At 57.1% G+C, this 20,007-nt stretch carries 13 protein-coding genes; 5 read left to right on the forward strand and 8 right to left on the reverse strand.

Going from position 1 to position 20,007, the window contains the following annotated elements:
- Positions 1-15: 15 nt before the first annotated feature.
- Entirely contained in the window at positions 16-2,415 is a 2,400-nt protein-coding gene (locus ABVT35_RS08480; RefSeq protein WP_368465861.1) for a heavy metal translocating P-type ATPase, read from the reverse strand.
- A gap of 128 nt (positions 2,416-2,543) precedes the next feature.
- Positions 2,544-3,077, reverse strand: a complete 534-nt coding sequence (locus ABVT35_RS08485) for a DUF992 domain-containing protein (RefSeq protein WP_368465862.1) — start codon at positions 3,075-3,077, stop codon at positions 2,544-2,546.
- A 349-nt stretch (positions 3,078-3,426) separates the two neighbouring features.
- Between ABVT35_RS08485 and ABVT35_RS08490 the strand changes: the two genes are divergently transcribed.
- Together ABVT35_RS08490 and ABVT35_RS08495 are read left to right on the forward strand one after the other, a co-directional pair.
- Positions 3,427-4,284: an alpha/beta hydrolase gene (locus ABVT35_RS08490; protein WP_368465863.1), complete on the forward strand. Its 858-nt coding sequence runs from the start codon at positions 3,427-3,429 to the stop codon at positions 4,282-4,284.
- A 191-nt stretch (positions 4,285-4,475) separates the two neighbouring features.
- On the forward strand, positions 4,476-6,053 hold the full coding sequence (locus ABVT35_RS08495; protein ID WP_368465864.1) for an FMN-binding glutamate synthase family protein: 1,578 nt from the start codon (positions 4,476-4,478) through the stop codon (positions 6,051-6,053).
- 22 nt (positions 6,054-6,075) lie between these two features.
- Here ABVT35_RS08495 and ABVT35_RS08500 read toward each other — a convergent pair whose 3' ends face one another.
- On the reverse strand, positions 6,076-7,407 hold the full coding sequence (locus tag ABVT35_RS08500) for an MFS transporter (protein WP_368465865.1): 1,332 nt from the start codon (positions 7,405-7,407) through the stop codon (positions 6,076-6,078).
- A complete protein-coding gene (locus ABVT35_RS08505) occupies positions 7,388-8,680 on the reverse strand; it encodes an MFS transporter (protein ID WP_368465866.1) in 1,293 nt (430 codons plus the stop codon). The genes ABVT35_RS08500 and ABVT35_RS08505 overlap by 20 nt, the downstream gene beginning before the upstream one ends.
- A gap of 175 nt (positions 8,681-8,855) precedes the next feature.
- Here ABVT35_RS08505 and ABVT35_RS08510 point away from each other — a divergent pair, with 175 nt between their 5' ends.
- Positions 8,856-9,515, forward strand: coding sequence for a response regulator (locus tag ABVT35_RS08510; protein WP_368465867.1), 660 nt, complete (start codon positions 8,856-8,858; stop codon positions 9,513-9,515).
- On the opposite strand, the gene ABVT35_RS08515 is transcribed toward ABVT35_RS08510, so the two are convergent.
- From ABVT35_RS08515 to ABVT35_RS08530, 4 genes are all read right to left on the reverse strand, one after another.
- Positions 9,508-11,289: an ATP-binding protein gene (locus ABVT35_RS08515; protein WP_368465868.1), complete on the reverse strand. Its 1,782-nt coding sequence runs from the start codon at positions 11,287-11,289 to the stop codon at positions 9,508-9,510. The genes ABVT35_RS08510 and ABVT35_RS08515 overlap by 8 nt on opposite strands.
- A gap of 445 nt (positions 11,290-11,734) precedes the next feature.
- Complete coding sequence (locus ABVT35_RS08520; RefSeq protein ID WP_368465869.1) at positions 11,735-14,185, reverse strand: FAD-dependent oxidoreductase; 2,451 nt, start codon at positions 14,183-14,185, stop codon at positions 11,735-11,737.
- Positions 14,182-15,069 (reverse strand): phosphotransferase, encoded by an 888-nt coding sequence (locus ABVT35_RS08525; protein ID WP_368465870.1) that lies wholly within the window; start codon positions 15,067-15,069, stop codon positions 14,182-14,184. Before ABVT35_RS08525 ends, ABVT35_RS08520 begins: the two co-directional genes overlap by 4 nt.
- Positions 15,070-15,160: 91 nt before the next feature.
- Positions 15,161-16,123 carry a 2-hydroxyacid dehydrogenase gene (locus ABVT35_RS08530; RefSeq protein ID WP_368465871.1) on the reverse strand — a complete coding sequence of 321 codons (963 nt, stop codon included), beginning with the start codon at positions 16,121-16,123 and terminating at the stop codon, positions 15,161-15,163.
- Positions 16,124-16,292: 169 nt separating this feature from the next.
- Here ABVT35_RS08530 and ABVT35_RS08535 point away from each other — a divergent pair, with 169 nt between their 5' ends.
- Positions 16,293-16,742: a MarR family winged helix-turn-helix transcriptional regulator gene (locus tag ABVT35_RS08535; protein WP_368465872.1), complete on the forward strand. Its 450-nt coding sequence runs from the start codon at positions 16,293-16,295 to the stop codon at positions 16,740-16,742.
- A 10-nt stretch (positions 16,743-16,752) separates the two neighbouring features.
- Positions 16,753-19,980, forward strand: coding sequence for a 4Fe-4S double cluster binding domain-containing protein (locus tag ABVT35_RS08540; RefSeq protein WP_368465874.1), 3,228 nt, complete (start codon positions 16,753-16,755; stop codon positions 19,978-19,980).
- The last annotated feature ends 27 nt before the right edge of the window (positions 19,981-20,007 follow it).

Genomic DNA, 20,007 nt, shown 5'->3' on the forward strand with positions numbered 1-20,007 from the left:
ATTAGCCAGCTTGTTTTAGAGTTTGACCGTCCGCAGCCGCAGCGCATTGGTAATTACCGAAACGGACGATAAACTCATCGCCGCCGCCGCAAGCATCGGAGACAGCAGAGTACCGGTGAGTGGGTAGAGGATGCCTGCCGCGATCGGAATGCCGGCCGTGTTATAGGCAAAGGCGAAGAACAGGTTCTGTCTGATATTGCGCAATGTGGCGCGCGCCAGATTGCGCGCCCGCACGATGCCTGAAAGGTCGCCCTTCAAAAGCGTAATGCCGGCGCTTTCCACGGCGACATCCGCGCCGGTTCCCATGGCGATACCAACGTCGGCAGCGGCAAGCGCCGGGGCGTCGTTGATGCCGTCGCCCGCCATGGCGACGCGGCTGCCCTGCGCCTTGAGGTCGTCGACAAGCCGCTTCTTGTCCGCCGGCAGAACACCTGCGTGCACCTCATCGATTCCGAGTTGAGCCGCAACAGCATTTGCCGTGGTTTCATTGTCGCCGGTTGCCATGACAACGATTATATTCTGCTCGTGCAGGGCGCTGATCGAAGTCCGCGCATTTTCCTTGACCGGATCGGCGACCGCGACAATGCCAGCCAGTTCGCCCTCAATAGCAACGAACATTGCCGTTTTGCCGGCATGGCGCAGTTCCTCAGCCACCGGTGCAGCTTGTGCGGTGTCAATGCCCAAAGCCTCCATGAGCGCATCATTTCCAAGCGCCACATCGCGGCCGGTTACTTTTCCGATGACGCCTTTGCCGGTAATCGCCTCGAAATTGATCATGGTTTCAAGCGACAGCTTGTCGTCCTCGGCGCCCTGGACAATGGCTTCCGCCAGCGGGTGCTCCGATCCCTTTTCCAGCGTTGCCGCCAGTTTCAGGATCGTGTTCTTGCTGTGGTGCGACTGCCGGATGACGTCGGTCAGTTGCGGTTTGCCTACCGTCAATGTGCCGGTCTTGTCGACGATGAGCACGTCGACATGACCGAGATTTTCCAGCGCCTGCGCATCCTTGACGAGAACGCCTGCCTGCGCGCCGCGGCCTGTTGCCGTCATGATCGACATGGGCGTCGCAAGTCCGAGTGCGCACGGGCAGGCAATAATCAGTACGGAAACGGCCGATATCATCGCGAAAATGAATGCCGGTGACGGGCCGACTGCCAGCCACACAATGAATGCGATGATCGCAATGGCAACGACGGTCGGCACGAAATAGGATGCCACCTTGTCGGCAAGCCCTTGTATGGACGCCTTCGAATGTTGGGCGCTTGAGACCATGTTGACGATTTGTGCAAGGGTCGTTTCGCTGCCCACCCGCTGGGCAGCCATGACGAGGCTGCCGTTCTTGTTGAGTGTCCCGCCCGTCAGACCGTCGCCTTCCGCTTTTTCAACTGCGACCGGTTCGCCCGTGATCATGCTTTCGTCGACCGCGCTGCGGCCGTCCACTACGACACCGTCGACCGGCACGCGCTCGCCCGGCCTGACGCGCAGCCGGTCACCCCCGATGATGTTTTCAAGCGGCGCGTCATATTCGCTGCCGTCGGTCAGAATACGCCGTGCTGTCTTTGGGGCAAGGTCCAGAAGGGCGCGTATGGCGTCCCCGGTGCGTTCACGCGCCCGCAACTCCAGCACCTGACCGGCAAAGATGAGGGCGATAATGACGGCGGCCGCCTCGAAATAAACCGGAACGTGGCCGCCATCCATCTGGAATTTCGCCGGAAACAGGCCCGGTAAAAAGGTAGCGACGACGCTGTAGCCATAGGCCGCGCATACGCCGAGCGTTATCAGCGTCCACATGTTGAAATTGAGCGTACGCATCGATTGCAGACCGCGCTGGAAAAAGGGCAGGGCAGCCCACAGGACGACCGGGCTTGCAAGCACGAATTCGATGTAGATTGATATCTTTTCGCCGAACAGCGAGCGGACCGGAATGCCGACCATCGGTCCCATGGTCAAAATCAGCAATGGAATTGCGCAAATAAGGCTCACCTTGAGCCTGAGCGTGAAATCGGTCAGTTCCTCGTTGGGCCCGTCGGGCGCTGCGCCGACCGGTTCGAGCGCCATGCCGCATATGGGGCATGAGCCCGGCTCGTTCCTGATGATTTCCGGATGCATGGGACAGGTATAGGTCGTGTCCTCTGCCATCGTCTGCGTGACGCGTCCCGCATTGCCGGACGTGTAGAAATACGGGTCCGTCAGAAAAGCCTGCTGGCATTTTTCCGAGCAAAAGACATAGTTGTCACCACCGAATTCTGACTGCGGCGCCTTGTCCGCGTCCGTGACGGTCATTCCGCAAACCGGATCGATCAGTGCTTGAGCCTCATCCTCATGAGCGTGGCCATCGGCGGTTCCATCAGGTCCCGCGCCCCTTGTGGACTCGCCTTCAGTCTCAGACGAATGCTCAGAATCAGTCTTCTCGGACATTAATTGGGGCTCCGCTCGCTTGCGTAATCCCAATTTAGATTATGAATTTTGTGTTTTAAACCGGTGATTGAGAAATAGCCCGGTTATTACAGAAATTTAACCGGGCTTTCGGTGGAACCGCTGTTGCCTTAGCGGGCGGCGGTGTCACTCGTCAGGGTCAGAGCGCCGATGCCTGCCGATGCGTTCAATCCGACATTGGCACTGACGCTGACCGGAACAAGGTTGAGATTGTTATTCAGATTACCCACCAGCACATTGGCGCCGACACCGAGGCCGAGGCCGGCGGCGGCCGATACACCAAGATACGTCCCGTCCAGACGGCCCTGCGGAACCTGGTAGCTCGGAGCCCAAACAGCCCAGACCAGCCGCTCATGGCGCTTGTAGCCGATATCCGGTCCAAGCTTGGTGATGTCGCCGCTGTAATATTCGTGACTGCCGTGCCGGTTTTTGAAGGTACAGGACAGATCGCTGGAGGAGCCAATGACATAACCGAAGCCGCCATAACTGTCACAGGTGAGCATGCCCACCTTGGTCAAATGGCGTTTCTGCGCCGGTTCCGGTGTCGGTGCCGGCGGCGTGTCGGCGGCGTTCGATGCTGCAGTGTGCAGAAAGCTAGCTGCCATCGCCGCGACAAGGGCTGTGGCCAGTTTCTTGATTTTCATTTTGTTTCTCCAGGTTCAATTGGCTTGGGGCAGTATAGGATTTCGTGCCACCTGCTCCTGCCGGCTAACGGCCCGACAATCAGCGGACCGATAGAAAGGCCAGATTCGCGGCCAAATTGAGCCCGGATTGTGTTCGTTGTCGGATATTAGCGTGGCAAACCGATTGATTTTGGACACCGCGTTTTTCCTGTACGGCAAATCACTTAACTCAGTCTGCTACACACAAATGTTCGTCAACGTGGTCGGATCTGACACGCTTCAACAAAAACCCGTCGGTCAGGATGCGTGCATTCTTTCAATTTCTTCAGTCAACGATAAGGTTGCGCGATATTTCCAGAGGTTTGCCAAAATGAATACCGGCGACAAAAAGAGTGAAGAGTGCCAGGAGACAGCGGAGTTTGACGACCAGTTCGATCTCCGGAAAAGACACCCTTTTGCCCGGCTTCATCTGTTGAAGAATGTTGCTCAAAGTCATTTGGCGCAGCGCCTTCTCAGATGCGCGCTGGATATCAGCTATGGCGGGAGCGAAGGTCAAAAACTGGATATCTTCCCGGCGCGGGCTCCAGGTGCACCGGTATTTGTTTTCATTCACGGCGGTTACTTCCGGGCGCTCGACAAAAGCCAGTACCGGTACATTGCACTTCAGATGGTGAAATACGGATACACAGTCGCGCTGGTCAACTACGACCTTGCGCCGCGTGTTCCGGTTTCAGAAATCGTCCGGCAGATATTGGTATCCTTCGAATGGGTGAGGGAGAATATCAGCCAGTGGAACGGCGATCCGAACCGGATCGTCCTCTGCGGGCATTCCGTCGGTGCCTTCCTTGCCGCCAAGATTCTGGAGAAGGACTGGCCAGGTGGTTCCGGCATCTGCAAAGCGGCATTGCTCAGCGGCCTCTATGACCTTGGCCCGATGAAGCGGTCCTTTCTCAACCGCGACCTGCATCTGAGCGATGCGGATGTCCTGAATTTGAACACGCGGGCCGACGTGGTGGTCGGGCGTCCCGGCATTCTCATTGCCGCCGGCGGCGAGGAAACCGAACAGTTCATCGCCCAGTCGCAGGACTACAGCCGCCGCCTGGCGAATGCCGCGATCCACAACGAGCTGATGATCCTTCCGGGGATCAATCACTACACCATGTCTCGGTTGCTTGCACAAAAGCACAACCCTGTCATGGACTGGATCACCGGCAGCACATCGCCTTGATGAATTTTTAATGGTGCTTGATTACCCGTTAGACCGCACGCTGGCGTTGCGCGGCCGCAGGAAGTAGTCTTCTGAATCGCAACGCGGATTGGCAATCATGCCGGGCAATCCGAAATACGCGTTGCCGGCTAATTTGCAATCGGGTGACCCTGACCGGGCGCCGGATGAACGGGTGGCGGAGGAAGCAGGTTATGATGCGAACGGCCTTTTATATAGTGTCAGTGGTGGCCCTGGTGGTCGTCGCGCTGATTGCCCAAGCCTGGCCGCCATTCTGGTGGATGCTTGTCATTGTCGTGCCGCTTATTCTTGTTGGCATCTACGACATCCATTGGGCCACGCACAATGTCTTGCGCAACTATCCGGTCATCGGCCACCTGCGCTACGGTTTCGAGTTTATCAGCCCGGAAATCAGGCAGTACTTCGTTGAAAACAACGAGGACGGAAAACCGTTCAACCGGCTGCAGCGGGAGCTGGTCTACGCACGCGCCGCGGGCACCGTGGACACCCAGCCCTTCGGCACCCAGATGGACATCATGGATGTCGGCTTCAACCGGGCAAGTCACTCGCTCGCGCCGAAAAAAGTCTCGCCTGACGACGCGCGTATCGTTGTGGGCGGTCCGGAATGCAAGCAGCCATACAACGCGTCACGCCTGAATATATCGGCAATGAGTTTCGGGGCGCTGAGCCCGACAGCGGTTCACGCACTCAACGCCGGAGCCAAGCTCGGCAATTTTGCCCACAATACGGGCGAGGGCGGGCTTAGCCCCTATCACCTTGCCGGTGGCGGAGACATCATATTCCAGATCGGCACCGGCTATTTCGGCTGCCGAACGCCAGATGGCACATTCGATGAGGACAAGTTTGTCGAAATCGCCAGGCGCGATGTCGTGCGGATGATCGAAATCAAGCTCTCCCAGGGCGCCAAACCAGCTCATGGCGGAGTTCTGCCGGCGGCCAAGGTGGACGAGGAGATTTCCAGGATCCGTGGAGTACCGATGGGTAAGGACGTCATTTCGCCTCCTGCGCACACCACCTTCTCATCACCGGAAGGTCTGTTGCACTGGGTCGCACGGTTACGCGAATTAAGTGGTGGCAAGCCGATCGGCTTCAAGCTTTGCGTCGGGCGTCGCCATGAATTCATGGGCATTGTCAAAGCCATGCTCAAGACCAAGATCCTGCCGGATTTCATTACCGTCGACGGGGCGGAAGGCGGGACCGGCGCAGCGCCACCGGAGTTCACCGATCGTCTAGGTATTCCAATCAACGAGGGGCTGGCATTTGTTCATTCCTGCCTCGTCGGCGCTTCGCTGCGTGACGACATCCGCGTGATCGCAAGCGGCAAGGTCGTGACCGGATTTCATATCATCGAGAAGATCGCTCTGGGCGCCGATATGTGCAACATGGCAAGGCCGATGCTTTTTGCTCTCGGCTGCATCCAGGCCGTGCGCTGCAACACCAATACCTGTCCGACCGGAATAACCACACAGGACAGCCGGCGGGCAAAGGCTGTCGATGTCGATCTTCGACAAAAGCGGGTAGCTCACTATCATCAGGCAACGATTGAGAGCTTTCTCGATCTGGTTGGGGCGATGGGTTTGAACTCTCCGTCAGAATTGACGCCGGAGCTCATCTATCAGCGCGTTGCTGATGAAACCGAGCGTTCCTACAGCGAGATTCATGTGTTTCTGGAGCCCGGTGAACTGCTGACGGACACGATCAACCCAGCCTATGCCGCACACTGGGAAAAGGCACAGGCAGAGGCGTTCTGACGGAGCATTTGCGGCCTTGGCTTTACGCCGCTTCGCCCGCATCGCTTGTGTCGGCTGTCCGATAGGTCAGCACCGCGGTTGCAGCGTTGATCAGTGCCAGTATCAGGATCGCCCAGATCACATGCTGGATATGCGCAACTGATGCCATGAGAAACGACAGCCCGATGCCGAATATGCGTACGGCGACTTTTGAGACGCCAATGCCGATAACCCGGTATTCCTCCGGCGCAACGTCCATGAAATAAAGCGAGCGGGCTGTTGAAACCCCGCGCACAGCTATGGTTACGATGAAAAGTGCGATGGCGTGGATGAGAGGTTCGGGGATTATTGCCAGGAAATAATTTGCAACCAGAAGCACGCCGGCAAACGCGGCAAGACTGGCGCCCGCAATCATAACCGAACGGGTCGAAACAATCCCCACCGCACGCCACAGCGGGCCCGATACGATCAGCGCCGTTGCGGACGAAATGATCAGCGCGCTCATGCCTTTGGGTGTGTGATGGTGGGAAAGCGCCGCCAAAATGGCGTAGAACGGGATGGACATTTCTACAGTGAGCAGGGCCAGACGTACGCGCAGATAACGGCGGAACCATTCCATTTTCCACAGAACCTGGAAATTGCCGTAAACCTCGTGGAAGTGCTTGCCGACGGAAAATTTGAGCGGTTTGCGCTGGGGCTCCGTTGCAGGTTCCGGCTGATCGTTCTTCGTATATTCGCGAACAAGGAGGATGACGGCGCTGGCGACCAGAAAGCATACGACACCAATGGTCACCAGCGCTACATGTCTTGTGAAAGGCGCATCGTCAATGAAGGTCCGATGCGCGATAAGCGCCAGGGAGCCGGTCCCGATCCCGCCAAGCGTCATAACCGTGTAGAGCAGCCGCATGCGTGATTGCGAGTTAAGAACGTCGCCGTAAAAGCCTGCAGTCATGATGCTTTGATATTCGCCCGCAGCACCGACTACGAGTATCACCAGAACGAAACAGATTGCGACAATCAGCGAAGTGCCGAATGCGGCTGCCGTCAGAGCAAGGAGGAAGCAGATGGCGAGAATTATGTCGGTCGCTGCCAGATCGATTTTCTTCTTTGGTCTGCGGGCAGCGACCGGCGTTCCAAACAGGGCCGTAAACAGTTTGGAAGCCTGACTGAACGTGACCAGCATCCCGGCAAGAAACACGGGAAGATCCAGCGAAATGGCAAGATAAGTGAGCACAACCGACGGATTGGCCATGGTCCAGGCAATGGTTGAAAAGGTTCCCTGCCCGAAGAGGATGGAAAGATTTCGTCGTTCTACTGTTTGAGGTTCGGCTGCCATGGTCTCGTGAATATTCGCACTATGCTGGTTTGACATCATGTGCCGGTTTGCCTGAAACCGAGAACACAAAGATAGCGGTACAAACATTAAGAATTGCAACAAGGGCGATAGCCCATGTTACGTGCTGCATGTGGGCAAGTGCCGCCATGAATGCGGCGAGAATAATGCCAGCGACCCGTACCACGCTCTTTGAGACAGCGAGCCCGCTGACCCGGTATTCCTTGGGTGCTATATCCATATAGTAAAGCGCTCTGGCAGAGGACACGCCCTGCACACCCACCGTCACGGCAAAAAGAGTGAGCGAGTGGACCACCGTTACATCCGCCCACTGGACATAATGGTTGACGATAAGCACGACGCCGGCCAGCGCCGCCATGATTGCGCCCCCCGCCATAACCGCGCCGTTGGAAATGCGGCCTACGAAGCGCCAGACCGGCCCGGCAATCACCAGTGCGGCGGCAGAAGATATTATCAGCGCGGTCAGACCCTTCTGCGAGGCTCCGTGCGAAATGGCCGCCAGAATCGCAAAGAACGGGACGGACAACTCCACATTCTGCAATGCCATACGGATCAAAACATATCTGCGAAACCAGGGCATGGAGAGAAGATGACGCAAACTGGAAAAAAAGCTGGCGACTGCCTCGCGGCTGGCCTGGAGCCGGCTCCTGCCGCCCGGTTTCGGGTCTGTGCTGTCAGTTTGCTGCTTCCACTCCCGCACCAGCAAAATTGAGACGGCTGAGACGCAAAAACAAATGACGGCGATTGCGATCACCGTCGAGTGCCTTGCAAGGGGCGGATATTCCTTCATCACGAAATGTGCGGACCAGGCAAACACAATGGCCCCGATGCCGCCGATGCCCATGGCCGTATACATGAGCCTTTGACGATTTTCGGATTGCAGCGTATCCGCAAGGAAATCCCAGCTGATGAGGTTCTGGTATTCCTCAGTTAGCCCGATCAGAAGAACGATGACAATGAACATTACCGTCACCACAATGGTAGAGTTGGAGATGACGGATGCAACGGCCAGTACGTAGCACAGAGCCAGCACAAAATCGGTGACGGAAATATCGGCCTTCTTATTGATTCGCGCCGCTGCGAAATCGGCTCCGAGTACCGCTACTCCAAGGTTCGCTGATCTGCGTAAGCTGACAAGCAATCCGGCGAGGAAAACCGGAACATCGAGCGAAATGGCGAGATAAGGAAGAACAACCGCCGGGTTGGCCATGGTCCAACCCATGGTAGCCAGAGCCCGCTGACCGAACAAAATCGAAAGGTTGCGCTTTTCGTGTTGTGATTCCTGCGGCTCCATTGCCGTATTGAGTCACCTCGGGCAGTTTTCGTCAACACGGTTTGCGACTATTTCTATTGTTGAAACCACTGCTTACAAATAGAAAAACCGGTTTCTACTACCTATTTCCATATTCAATAGTGGCGACAACCGATTGAAAAGCCGTTAGGTTCAATTCAATCCTAGATGGCGGTGCATGTTGAAAAAAATCGAAATCGCAATCGTTGACGACCACCAGATGTTTGCGGATGGTCTGGCTCAACTCATCAGCAATCTTTCCGATTCATACGAATGCGTGCCAATCAACTCACCGCTGAGCGCCTTGCGTATGATTGAAGACGGGCATCGATTTGATCTGGTGATCTCAGACCTGATCATGGACAGCATCAACGGCATTGCGTTTGTGAAAGCGCTGCGGGCGAGGGGAGCAAGGATGCCCGTTCTCATCGTTTCCGGCATCAACACTGCTCCTCCGATTGAGGAGGCACTGCGTCTCGGCGCGCAGGGTTTTTTGCCCAAATCCGCTTCTGCGGCGATGCTGAATGAGGCACTCGATACGGTATTCGCAGGGGAGATATTCCTTCCTCCAAACCTGTGGACCGCCTATGCGGACGACAGCCGCTCACCGGGCGCCGCCCGCGATATTCAGGGCGTTACCGGGGTTGAGTTGAGTCAACGTCAGTTGGAGGTGCTGCATCTTGTTTCGGAGGGTTATTCAAACCGCGAGGCTGCCCAGGTTCTCAACGTGTCCGAAAATACCGTCAAGACGCATATGAAGCGCATGTTCAAACTGCTTAATGTAAACACCCGCGCAGCCTGTGTGCGCAGGGCGCAATTGCTCGGTCTTATCAGCTAGAACTGTTTTCGACCGGCTGCGCGCCATGGGATGCGCTGTCGGAAGCTCCGAGATTTTTCAACTCCCGATACAACGTTCCGGCATCGACGGGTTTCGTCAGCAGAATCGCTTTGGCAGGCAGCGCCTGATCGCCTATGCCGTCGACATTGCCTGTCATGACGATGGCAGGAATGTCCTTTGCCAGCAATGAGCGTATGGCTGCGACTGCTGCAGTGCCGGTCGCATTTTCCCTTAACCGCATATCCGCAATGATGAAGTCGGGGGACAGGTCGAGCGTCTGGATAAGTTCAACGGCCTCGGATTCCGACCGGGCGCAAAAAACCTCGCAACCCCAATCCGAGAGCATGATTGACATGCTATCAAGAATGGCCCGTTCATCATCGATGACCAGCACGCTTAACCGCAATGCCGAGAGTTTTTCGGACGTTGCGATACCTGTTGTCTCCGGTTTGTTGCATTTCGGAAGATAAAACGTGAAGGACGTCCCGTTCGACTTTTCGGATTTCATATCGAAATCGATTTCCAGAAGATTGCACAGGCGTCTGACAATGGACAGGCCAAGTCCAAGGCCCTTCTGGCGGTCCCGTTCGGGATTGTCCAGTTGCACATATTCGTCGAATATTTCCGAATGGCTTTCCGCCGGAATTCCGATGCCGGAATCAACAACGCTGACGGCCAGCCGGTCGCCGGCGCCCGTGAGCGAAACCAGGACTTCGCCGCCCGGCTGGGTGAACTTCACTGCGTTCGAGAGCACATTTCTGAGTATGCGACTAAACAAATAGGCATCCGTTTCGGCAAACTGACGCTCTGCCCGTACATGAAGCTCGATGTTTTTATTGTTTGCCGCATGAGCGAATTCGTCCGCGATGTTGCCGATCAGGATTGATAGGTCCACCGGTGTGGCGTTGATCGTGATAGCGCCGGATTCAAGCTTGGAAATGTCGACAAGACCATCGAGCATATTACCCATGCTGCGCCAACTCGCTTCGATTTTCTGGAGAAGTTCGTATTGCTCCGGACGGTTCAGCCGGCTGCGTAAGGCGGAAATGTAGTTTCCCTGCGCGTGCAACGGTTGGGCAAGGTCATGACTTGTCGCTGCAAGGAACCGTGTTTTGTCCTCATGGCTCCTTTCTACGGCATCGCGCTGTTCCTTGAGCTCTTTCATCATCGCCTGGTTTTGCTGCTGTGACGTGAGATTGGCAACCGTGGCTCTGCTGACGTTGCGAGCGATGACCAGATAAAGCAGAAACATGATTATTGCCGCATACCCGAAGCGACTTTCGGGAACCGGTGCCATCGTGATCAAAAAAGTCCCGTAAATCAGCAAGGCAGAGCCGGCTGCTGCGGCGTATGAGCGGGGAAACGCACCGTGACTGACTATTGCGGCTGTCGAATACGCGAAAATCGCCAGAATGGTGATGGCAATCGAAATATCCGAAGAGACATCCGTAAGCACAACCATACCGACGCCCCAGACTATGCCGGAAACCAGCGCATTGAACGAATTGAAAAGCAGATATTTGCGAATGTTGTCAGCGTTGAAAGGGTACTTCTTTTGTATAGCGATATAGGCAAATGGCATGCATGCGGCTGCGGCGACCGCAACCAGCCAGAATTTTGCGTTGCCGATGGGCGAGATGTAGCTCAGGAGCGCTACGGTCAGAACAGCGAACAGGAAAGATGACGTTGTTGCCGCGGGAGAGCGGGCCAGGAGTTGTTTGGCGACGCTGATATCGATCTGCACGTTGTCGACCGGATATCCGGCTACTGTCATCAGGCACTCCCTGCAAAAGACGCAAGCTATTGTTATTCAATATCAATGCGATTGGCCACAACTCAAAGTGCAGAAAAGAACCCGTTCGATTAGCCGGTTCAGCGTCCCCCATCTGGGTGATTGAGGCGCAAACCATGCTCGCATAATTTGCCGGTGTCACGGCTGTTCAATCCGGGATGATTCGCGTTTGATCCGATCGGCTTGTCAAAGACGGGCGCTTCCGAGCGAACAACGAAGTATCATCATGAACATGTGTGACATGTCAGCGGTGCTTGGTCCGGAGGGGGGCCGACAACACTGTTGAACCTTTTTTGTCGGTTGTATGCAATTCCGTCGCCCGGATTGCATTCGACAAAAGAAAGGCAGGGTCAGATGCGTTGCGCCTCAACGTTTCGCGCCCTGCCTTTCGCATTCGAAGCATTGTTTCTGCAGAATAAGGCGCGTTCTAGGCCTTCACTCGAGACATCGCCGGATCGTAAAGCGGCTGAAGATGAACGCGGCAGGGAACACGTGCGGTCGCGACCTCAAGCTCGTATCTGCCGCCGAGGACATAGCCGGTGTCGATACCGCCGTCATTGCGGATATATCCGTAGCCTATGTTCGTTTCAACGTGATGCCCCCAGCCGGCCGACGTCAGCCAGCCGGCGCGCTTCCCATCGCGGAATATGGTCTCGCGGCCGAGCAGCGTTATGACTGGATCGTCGACGGTAAAGCAGGCGAGCATCTTTGAAAGGCCGGCCTCCTGCTGTCTTATCAGTGCGGATTTGCCTTTGAAGTCGATCTCTTTGTTGAGCTTTACCGCCCAGCCCAGCCCCGCCTCCAGCGGCGTGTGGTCGGGGCCGATATCGGATCCCCAGGCGCGGTAACCCTTTTCCAACCGCAGTGATTCTACGGCCCGATAACCGGCATTCGCCAGGCCGCACCTTGCACCTGCATCCTGCAACGCTTCGAATACCGACACCGCATATTCCGCCGGCACGTGCAGCTCCCATCCAAGTTCGCCGACATAGGTAATGCGCAGCGCCAGTACCGAGGCAAACGCAATACCGATTTCACGCACACTCGCAAAAGGAAATGCCGCGTTCGATATATCCTGCTTTGTGACAGCCTGCAGGACCTCGCGGGACTTCGGACCCATGAGGGAAAGCACCGCATAGGCCGATGTGACGTCGACGATTTGCGCGTTCATGCCGGCGGGAATGTTTTTTCTGATCCAGTCGAAATCATGCGTGGCAAATCCAGTGCCGGTGACAATATAGAACGTATCCGCAGCAAGGCGTGTGACAGTCAGGTCGCATTCGATGCCGCCATTGTCATTGAGCAACTGCGTATAGGTGACGGTTCCGACCGGTTTGGCAACATCGTTGGCGCAAATCCATGAAAGTGCCGCTTCGGCATCCGGCCCGGTCACTTTGAATTTGGCGAACGATGTCTGATCAATGAGCACCGCAGCATTGCGGGCCGCGCGGTGCTCGCGCCCAACGGCGTCGAACCAGTTCTGCCGTCCGAAACTGTATACGTCCCCGGGCATTTCTCCGCTTGCAATGTCAGCAAACCAGTTGGGTCGTTCCCAACCGAGTTTTTCACCGAAACATGCTCCGGCCGCCTGCAGGTGTGCATAAAGCGGTGAGCGGCGTGACGGCCGGCCTGAGGTGTTTTCCTCGTGTGGCCAGGCCATGGTGTAGTGTTTGCTGTAGGCTTCGAGTGTTCTTGTGCGCACCCAGTCCGTGTCGAGGTGCGGCTTGCCGAAACGGCGGATGTCGACCGGCCACAAATCATAGGGCGGTTCGCCGGAGGCGACCCATTCTGCAAGCGCCATGCCGGCGCCGCCGCCCGAGGCAATGCCGAATGCGTTGAAACCGGCGCCCACAAAAAAACCTCCAAGCTCAGGTGCCTCGCCAAGAATGAAATTGCCGTCCGGCGTGAAACTCTCAGGACCGTTTACGAGCTGTTTGACGCCGGCAGTTTCAAGCGCCGGAACCCGATCCAGCGACAGGGCCATGATCTGCTCGAAATGGTCGAAATCCGAGTTGAGCAGCGTGAAGTGAAAATCGTCCGGAATGCCGTCAACGGCCCAGGGCAGGGGATTGTGTTCGTACCCCCCCATGACGAGGCCGCCGACGTCCTCCTTGTAGTAGGTGAGACGGTCAGGGTCGCGCAATGTAGGGAGGTCAGGCGTCACGCCCTCTATCGGTTCCGTCACCATATACTGGTGTTGAACCGAGACCAGCGGCACGTTGACACCTACGGACGCTGCCAGGTTGCGGCTCCATTGTCCGGCGCAGCAGACGATTTTTTCGCAGGCAATGCGCCCCTTGTCGGTAACGACACCGGCTACCCGCCCATCGGAGGTTTCAATTCGAACAGCTGCGGTGTCTTCATATATCCGAACACCCGATTGGCGCGCGCCCCTTGCAAGTGCCTGAGTGATATCGGAAGGGTTGGCCTGGCCATCGGTAGGAAGGAACGCCGCGCCAATAACATCGCCGACCTCCATCAGCGGCCATAGGTCCTGTGCTTCCTTTGGCGTGAGCAACTGCATTTCAAGCCCGAAGGAGCGTGCCGTGGTCGCCTGGCGTTTGACTTCCGTCCAGCGCTCTTCATTGCATGCGAGCCGCAGTCCGCCATTCATCTTCCAGCCGGTCGCAAGGCCGGTTTCTTCTTCCAGCGACCGGTAAAGATCGACCGAGCTGACCAGCAGTTGCGTAATGTTGGCACTGCTGCGCAACTGACCGACGAGGCCGGCCGCATGAAATGTGCTTCCCGACGTCAGCTTGCAGCGCTCCAGGACGACAGTGTCAGCCAACCCCAGCTTTCCAAGATGATACGCCGTTGAGCAGCCGACGATCCCGCCGCCGATAACCACCACCTTCACCGACGCCGGAAGATCGGTCATTTTGCCTCCCAGTCTGATTTGTAGCTGTCATAGGCGGCGTTGAAGCGGCGCAGGTTTTCAGCCGTATAGGCGGCGTAATCGAAATCGATTGTCGAATGGATCTCCGATACCATCGACCACATGGTCTCCCGCAGCAACGAGGCGCATTTCATCGCCTCGAATCGGGAGCGCAAATTAGCGTCCACGGCGCGCTCGTAATAATTTTCGAGCAGCCAGATTTCCTGTTCTTCGTCAAAACCGTTGTTCGAGGCAAGGCCGCCAAGATCGAACAGCGGTGAATTAAAGCCCGCATAGTCCCAGTCGATCAGCCAGATCCTGTCGCCGTCATCGATGAAATTGGCGGCAAGCAGATCGTTGTGACCGAAGACAAGGTCTATAGGTCCAACGGCATATTCCAATCTGCTGGATATTTCAGCCAGCGATGCCAGCATATCGGCGTAATTGCTCTGTCCGATACGCAGCGTTTCGCTGTAGTCGCGCAGAATGTGAAACACCCAGAACATCATCGCCGGTCCGTGAAAATGAAGCGGAATGTCCCTGTGGCAGGTCTTGATTACCGGCAGGATGCGCGCAAGCCGCGCCCGCTCGCCGATATCGGCCTCGTTCAGCGTGACACCTTCGACGAATTCAAGCACCAGCGCACCCGGCTCGGCGTGCATGACCGCCGGCGAAATTCCCGCCGCTGCCGCGGCGCGGCTCGCGGCCAGTTCATTTGAGCGGACAATCTGATGCTCGGGAATGTCAGTGCCAATGCGAACCACGTAGCGGTTGCCGGCGTCGTTGACGACGAAGTTGGTATTGGTGATCCCGCCGCTCAGGGGCTCAGGATCGACCCGGCCTTTCCAACACGACAGGGATGCGGCTTTTTCCAATGGACTTGCCAAGCAGTTGCCTCCGGACAGTCGAGAGTCGCACAGTTAATTCTCACAACTATAGGTCCGCCGGTCCGCGAGGGAAAGCGACGTGCCGTCCGCTCTAGGATCGTGGCCAGGGTGTCTCCGCAACGGGCGTGATCGGTGCGCCATTTTTGAACCAGTGTGTAAGATTATCGACCTGCAACTGACCCATGGCGTCCCTTGTGTGCTGGGATGCCGAGGCAACGTGCGGAAGCAGAACCACGTGATCCATGTCGATGAGCGCCTGGGGGACTTTCGGTTCGAATTCAAATACATCCAGGCCCGCCGTCATGATCGTTTCGTTCTGCAGGGCTTCAATCAATGCCGTCTCATCGACGGTCGAACCGCGCCCGATATTGATGAACATGCCCTCAGGCCCGAGTGCTTTGAAAATATCTGTGTTGATGATGTGCCGGGTTGCCGGGCCGCCGGGCGCGGCGCACAACAACACATCGCAATGTGCCGCAAGCTCCGTCAGGGTCGCAAAATAGCGGTAGTCGACGTCAGCCAAAGGATTGCGGTTGTGATAGCTGACCTCCATCAGCATGGCTTCGGCGCGCCGTGCGATGGCCTTGCCGATACGTCCGAGACCAAAAATACCGAGCTTTTTGCCGCGCAAGGTGCCCCGGGTGAGCGGATAGGGACCGTTCCAGTTGCCGGCGCGCAGCCAGCGCTCGGAGGCGGAAAGCTCGCGGGCAGTCATGATCATGAGGCCGATGGCGGTATCGGCGACTTCCTCGGTCAGTACATCAGGCGTATTGGTAACAAGGATATTCCTCGTTGCCGCATAGGCTGCGTCGATATTGTCGTAGCCGACGCCGAAATTGGCGATGATTTCCAGATTGGGAAACCGGTCTATGAAATCCGCGTTGAACGGAATGGTGTGGCCGGCGGCGATGCCCCTGATATTGCCGGCGACGGACGATAATACCGCCTCAGGGTCGTCCGCTTTCCATAGCTCGTGTGTGACAAAGGCACTATTGAGCCCGTCCAGCACGACAGGAATGAAACGATCTGTAACGAGGATTTCGGGCTTGGACATGAAGAGATCCTTCTCGGAAGCGATTCCTCTCTAATAAAGCGCAACCGGCGCAGGTTGAAGTGTTGTTTGCTGAATCGCAGTGATTAACATTGTTAATTAGATAATTGACAATGTTAACTAACTGTTCTAGAAATCCAATCAATCCGGAAGGAAGAGGCATCGTCGAAACATGAGCTGCAATTACCGACTGCATGAGCGTCTTGGCTACAAGGTCTCGCGCCTGGCACGCTTGATGGAGGCGCAACTGGAAGAGATGATCAGCCCGTTCGGCATAACACGGCTGATGTGGTGCATTTTGAGCGGTGTCGGTCTGGAAGATGTCAAGACGCCCTCCGAGCTCGCCAACTATGTCGGAATTGCGCGTTCCGCGATCTCGCGGGCACTGCGGTCCATGGAAGAGATGGAACTGATCACCCGCTGCGGCGCGGAAGGAGACGGTCGGGGTGTTGAAATCGTGCTGACGGCAAAGGGGCGGGATGTCATGGAGAAGTGCCGACCGCTGGTCGAGCGGCTCAACAGCCATTTCACAACCAAACTCGCAAACGGTGACCTCGAATCGGTGCTTGTCCACATCGACGCGTTGTCCGCCGGCGAAACGCGCGAGCTCTCCCGGCTTTAGGATCAAGAACTTGAACTTCTTTTCGACCAAAAACCGCCCCTTCGACCTCGGTCCGTTTCCGCTGGAAAATCTGAACCGGTCACTTGATCCTCCCGACCTTCTGTCGGTTGAGCCGATGCGGCCGCTCGATTTCGATCGACACGAACAAAAATCGCTGGCTCATGCCATGGCGCGCTTCATGGGCATGATGGATACCGTCCGCGACGGCACCATCGTCCACGGAGAGGCGGAAATCCCGGAAGATCCTGTTGAACGGGTAAAGCACCTGAAGGCGGCCGGTTACTACTTCGATGCATCGATGATCGGTATTGCAAGGCTCGAACCGGCGCATTTCCTGAAGGAGCCATTCCGCAACCCGATGATCGACGACATCAAGCGGGAGCTTGAAGAGGGGCAGCCGAAGAGCTTTGCATCCGGTGTCGATGCGATCTATGCCGATGTGCTCGATTCGGCCCGGGTCAAGCTTGGCCCGGTTGATCATCACACATATGCGCTGGTGTTTCTGGTGGAACATACGCGCGATCCTCACCCTGACGAGCCAGGCACCGAATGGTTTGTCGGCACCCAGGCCGAGCGCGCGGCACTGCTGACCTCCAACGTGGCCGTCGTGGTCGCCAACTACATGCGCATGCTTGGCCATGAGGCGCGCGCCCACACGGCAACGACGTCGGATGTCGATTTGAACCGGCTGGGCGTATCGGCCGGCCTTTGTTCGCCGACCGACGAAAACGGCAGTCAGGTCCTGATCAATCCGTTCGTCGGCAAAGGCTTTGGCCTGGCGGCCGTGACGACGACCCTTGAAGTCGAGCCCGACACTCCGCTTGCAAAGGACAGCGGCAGGTCCGGGTGGCGTTCGCACGGACCCGCCTGGTGGATGGGCAAGGGGACCGACCGCAGGGCAGCGACCGCAAAACCTTATCGCGACCGCGAGTTCCGCATGGGGCCGCATCCGTTCGAGACCATTAAACGGCGCGAAACGCCGACGACGATGATCGACGAGGAGCGCGTGCCGCGTTTTCCCAAACGGGCGGATTTTTTCGCGCGGGCTCTCTTTGGCGATATGGGCCGGCAGGTCCAGGAGGGCGCCAAGGGCGGCATGTACGTCATGAAGAGCCCGATTGGCGCATGTGCCAGGCGTGCCCTTGGGGCGTTGCTTCTGCTTCAGTTCGGTGAGGCGCGCGGACCTGTTTCACATGAAACCCTGGACCCGGTGCGAAATGCCGACAATCTCAAGGCCGCGGCTTATTATCTGTCGGCAGATGCAGTCGGACTCAGCCGCGTGCCGGATTGGGCCTACTATTCCCACGATGCCGGCGGAAACCCGATCGAACCCTATCACGACAGCGGCGTGTCGCTGCTTCTCGATCAGGGTTTCGACACGATGGAGGGCGCCAGCGGTGACGACTGGATATCGGTCGCCCAGTCGATGCGCGCCTATTTGCGGTTTTCGCTGCTTGGCGGTGTCATCGGCGAGCAGATAAGACGGCTCGGTTATTCCGCCCGCGTGCATTCGGTGCTCGATGGCGACGTGCTGCAACCGCCCTTGCTGCTTCTTTCGGGCCTCGGTGAAGTCAGCCGCATAGGCGAGGTCATCCTTAACCCGTTTCTGGGGCCGCGTTTAAAATCGGGTGTGGTGACGACATCCATGCCCATGACCCATGACAAGCCTATCGATTTCGGCCTGCAAAGCTTCTGTAACTCCTGCAACAAATGCGCCCGGGAGTGTCCCTCCGGTGCCATCACCACTGGCCCCAAGCTGATGTACAACGGCTACGAAATCTGGAAATCGGACGCTGAAAAATGTGCCCGATACCGCATCACCAATGCGGCGGGCGGCATGTGCGGTCGCTGTATGAAGACCTGTCCGTGGAACCTTGAGGGTCTGTTTTCAGACGAGGCGTTCCGCTGGCTTGCGATCAACGCGCCGGGCTCGGCCAAAACCCTTGCCAGACTGGACGACGCGCTCGGGCGAGGAGAGATCAATCCGGTCAAGACCTGGTGGTGGGATATCGAACTGGACACGAAAGCCGGGCGCTACGTGAAGGCGCAGGCCACCAACCGGCGCGGCCTGTCGAAGAAGCTGGATGTCAAATATGAGGACCAGACGCTGGCAGTCTACCCGGCCGATGTCATGCCGCCGCCGTTTCCAATTGCCCACCCGCTCAACCGGGAAGAAGGCATTGAACGCTACCGGGCGATGCTGACGCCACAGGAATATCGCAAAAAGCTCGCCGCCGGTGAAACGGATGGCCTTGCGCCACCTGCAAAACCGCTTGGCGGATCACCGCCGGTATTTCCCGTTATCGTATCGAAACGGGAGGATCTCGCCTCTGATATCGTTCGTTTTGAACTGACCCGCGAAAACGGCGAGGCCCTGCCAAGGGTCGAAGCCGGCGCCCATGTCGATGTGGTCATCGCTCCCGAATATCAGCGGCAATACTCCCTTGCCGGTGATCCGTCCGACAACGGCAAATATATCCTCGGTGTCCAGAAGGAGGAAAAGGGCCGCGGCGGTTCGCTGCTGATGTACCGGGTATTCAAGGAAGGACGGCGCATCTTCATTTCCGAGCCGCGCAATCATTTTCCGCTTGATGAAAACGCCCCGTTTTCGCTGCTGATGGCCGGTGGCATTGGCGTGACACCCTTGATCACCATGGCGCACCGGCTGCACGCGCTCGGTAAGGAGTTCATCTTCCACTACAGCGCCAGATCCGAAGAAAAATCCGGATTTGCCGCAGAGCTCAAAAGCATGCCCTGGGCCGACCGTGTGTTCTTTCATTTCTCGGCCGAGGGCAATCGCGCCAGGTTGAACGAACTCGTTCCCGACTTTAGGGAGGGGTTCCGGCTTTATACATGCGGCGCCGACCGCTACATGGACGGTGTCTTTGAGGCAGCCGAGGCAAAGGGATGGCCCGAAGAGGCGTTGCTGAAGGAATATTTCTCTGTCCCCGAAGCCCCCGATTACGTCAACCACGATTTTGTCCTGGAACTTGCAAAATCAGGCCGCACCATCAAAGTCGGCGCCGAACAGACCGCAGCCGACGCTCTGATCGACGCCGGATTGGCAGTGGACGTCAAATGCACCGACGGGCTGTGTGGCGTATGCGCGGCGAGGCTGATCAACGGTGAAGTGGAACATCGCGACCACGTCCTTTCGGCAAAGGAACGCCAGGAAAAAATAATCCTGTGCTGCTCGCGCGCCCAGGCGGCGGACGGTGTCCTCACGGTTGATCTTTGAGGCGGGTTTGAAGAATGTGTGGCATTG

It is taken from the genome of Hoeflea sp. TYP-13, assembly GCF_040932035.1.
In the GTDB taxonomy this organism is placed as follows: domain Bacteria; phylum Pseudomonadota; class Alphaproteobacteria; order Rhizobiales; family Rhizobiaceae; genus Hoeflea_A.